At 68.1% G+C, this 3,185-nt stretch carries 2 protein-coding genes; both read left to right on the plus strand.

Translation table 11 applies throughout. The features are described from left to right. Positions 1-1,000 (plus strand): HlyD family efflux transporter periplasmic adaptor subunit (locus ABNT58_RS03390; RefSeq protein ID WP_348752104.1); only part of this gene is annotated, 1,000 nt, incomplete at its 5' end. Between the two features lies 1 nt (position 1,001). Next, on the plus strand, positions 1,002-3,185 hold a 2,184-nt coding region (locus ABNT58_RS03395), incomplete at its 3' end, for an efflux RND transporter permease subunit (RefSeq protein WP_348752105.1).

Here is a 3,185-nt window from a genome sequence, read left to right on the forward strand (position 1 = left end):
CGCCAACGGCCCGCAGCGCCAGCCCGACGGCAGCGTCTTCCTGCCCAAGCCCGCCCAGCGCCAGCTCGGCGTGCGCACGGTGGTGACCGAGGAGGCCGAACTGCCGCGCTCGGTCGAGCTGAACGGCAAGGTGCTGATGGACCCGAACGCGGGTGGCAAGGTCCAGCCGCTGAACGCCGGCCGCATCGAGCCGGGGCCTCGCGGCCTGCCCCACCCGGGTCAGGCCGTGCGCAAAGGCGACGTGCTGGCCTACGTGGTGCCGTCGACCGCACCCATCGAGCGCTCCAACCAGTCAGCGCAGCTGGCCGAACTGCGCGCAGCCAAGTCGCTGGCCGAAAAGCGCGTGGCACGGCTGAAGGAGTTGTCCGACACCGTGCCGCGCAAGGACATCGAGGCCGCCGAGAGCGAGGCGGCCAGCTTGGCCGAGCGCATCGCGGCGGTGGGCGGCGGCCTGGCGACGCGCGAAGCCTTGGTGGCGCCGGTGTCTGGCGTGATTGCGTCGGCCCATGTCGTAGCCGGCCAGGTGGTCGATGCGCGCGAACTGCTGTTCGAGATCATCGACCCGAGTCGCCTTCGCATCGAGGCCCTCGCTTTCGAACCCGCACTGGCGGCCAACGTCGGCAGCGCCACGCTGGCCATCGGGGACCAGCGCGTGCCGCTGGAGTTCCTGGGTGCGGCACGCAGCCTGCGCGAGCAGGCCTTGCCGCTGGGCTTCCGCGCCCAGGGCGCGGCCTTGAATAGTCTCGCCGTCGGTCAGCCCGTGCGCGTCTTCGTGCAGACGAAGCAGAAGGCCAAGGGCATCGCCGTCCCGGTCGCATCGCTGATGAAGAGCCCCGCGAACCAGACCGTCGTGTGGGTCAAGACAGCCCCCGAACGCTTCGAGCCGCGCACCGTCACGACCGAGCCGCTGGATGGCCTGAACGTCGCCGTAACCTCGGGACTGAAGGCCGGTGACCGCATCGCCACCCAGGGCGCCACCTTGATCAACCAGGTGCGCTGACATGTTCAAGTGGCTACTCGACAACAGCCTGACGAACCGGCTGCTGGTGATCATCGCCAGCGTGGTGCTGATGGCCTACGGCGCGTTCACGCTGTCCCGAACGCCGGTGGACGTGTTCCCCGACCTCAACAAGCCGACCGTCACCATCATGACCGAGGCCGGCGGCATGGCCGCCGAGGAGGTGGAGCAGCTCATCACCTTTCCGCTGGAAACGACCATGAACGGCCTGCCCGGCGTGGAGTCGGTGCGCTCCACGTCGTCGGCCGGCCTGTCCTTCCTCTACGTCACCTTCGACTGGAGCACCGACATCTTCCGCGCCCGGCAGCTGGTGTCGGAGCGGCTGTCCTCGATGGAGGAAGGGATCGCCGAGGGCGTGGTGCCGCGCATGGGTCCGATCAGCTCGATCATGGGCGAGATCATGCAGATCGCCATTCCGGTCGATCCGAGCAAGATCAGCCCGATGGCCGTGCGCGAGTACGCCGACTGGGTGCTGCGGCCTCGCCTGCTGTCGGTGCCTGGCGTTGCGCAGGTCATCCCGATCGGCGGCGAGGTGCGGCAGTTCCAGGTTCAGCCCAACACCGCCCGCATGTCGGAACTCGGCATCTCGCACGACCAGCTCGAGTCGGCGCTCAAGGGCTACTCGGCCAACACCTCGGGCGGCTTCCTGGAACTCAACGGCCGCGAGTACCTGATCCGCAACCTCGGCCGCACCTCGCGGCTCGATGACCTGAAGAACCTGGCGCTGTCGGCGAAGAACGGCCAGCCCATCCTGCTGCGCCAGATCGCCGAGGTCACCTTCGCCGCGGCACTCAAGCGCGGCGATGCCGGCTTCGAAGGCAAGCCTGCCGTCATCCTGGGCATCCAGAAGCAGCCGACGGCCGACACCATCGCGCTCACCAAGTCCATCGAGGACGCGCTGGTCGGGTTGAAAGCTTCGCTGCCGGCCGGCATGGAGGCGCCACGCGTGACCTTCCGCCAGGCCAGCTTCATCGAGGCCTCGATCACGACGCTGCAGGGCAAGCTGATCGGCGCCTCGATCTTCGTGGCGGTGATCCTGTTCTTCTTCCTGGGAACGTTGCGGCCGACCATCATCGCGCTGACGGCCATACCGGTCTCGATCTTCATCACCGCGCTGGTCTTCAAGTACTTCGGCCTGTCGATCAACACCATGACGCTGGGCGGCCTCGCGATCGCGATCGGCGGCCTGGTCGACGACGCGGTGGTCGGTGTCGAGAACGTGTTGCGCCGTCTGAAGTCCGACCGGGCCAACCATCCGCACAGCCGGCTGCATCCGATCGAGATCGTCGCGCACGCCACGATGGAAGTGCGCTCGGCCATCCTCTATGCGACGGTCATCATCGTGCTGGTCTTCATCCCGCTGTTCGCGCTGCCGGGGCTGGAAGGCAAGCTGTTCGTGCCGCTGGGCATCGCCTTCATCGTCTCGACGCTGGCCTCGCTGATCGTGTCGGTGACGGTGACGCCCGTGCTCAGCTTCTACCTGCTGCCGCGGATGAAGAACCTGGACCACGGCGACACCAAGGTGCTGGCCTGGCTCAAGGCGCGCTACCGCAGCAGCCTGCAGGGTGTGCTGGACCGGCCCAAGGCCGCCATGGCGGCGGCGGGCGCGGCCGTGCTGGTGGCCGCGGCTGCGGTGCCGTTCTTCCCGACGACCTTTCTGCCGCCCTTCAACGAGGGCACGCTGCTGATCGGCCTCCGGCTGAACCCCGGCGTGACGTTGAGCGAAACCTCGGCGCTGGCACGCCAGGCGGAAGTGCTCATCAAGCAGGTGCCCGAAGTGACGCACGTCGGAAGGCGCAGTGGGCGGGCCGAGCTCGACGAGCACGCCGAGGGCGTGCACGTCAGCGAACTCGACGTGGGCCTGAAGCCCACGGCCGAGCTCACGCGCAGCATGGACGAGATCAAGGCCGACATCCGCAAGCGGCTGGTGAACCTGCCGGCCGCGCTGGAGATCGGTCAGCCCATCTCGCACCGCATCGACCACATGCTGTCGGGTGTGCGCTCGCAGATCGCGATCAAGATCTTCGGCGAGGATCTCGATGCGCTGCGCGGCCAGGCCGATGCGCTGCGGGCGAAGCTGGCCACCATCCCAGGGATCGCCGACCTGCAGATCGAGAAGCAGGTGCTGGCGCCGCAGATCAAGGTGCGCGTCGACTACGCCGCGGCG

The organism is uncultured Aquincola sp. (assembly GCF_964001545.1).
Lineage (GTDB): Bacteria > Pseudomonadota > Gammaproteobacteria > Burkholderiales > Burkholderiaceae_C > Aquincola.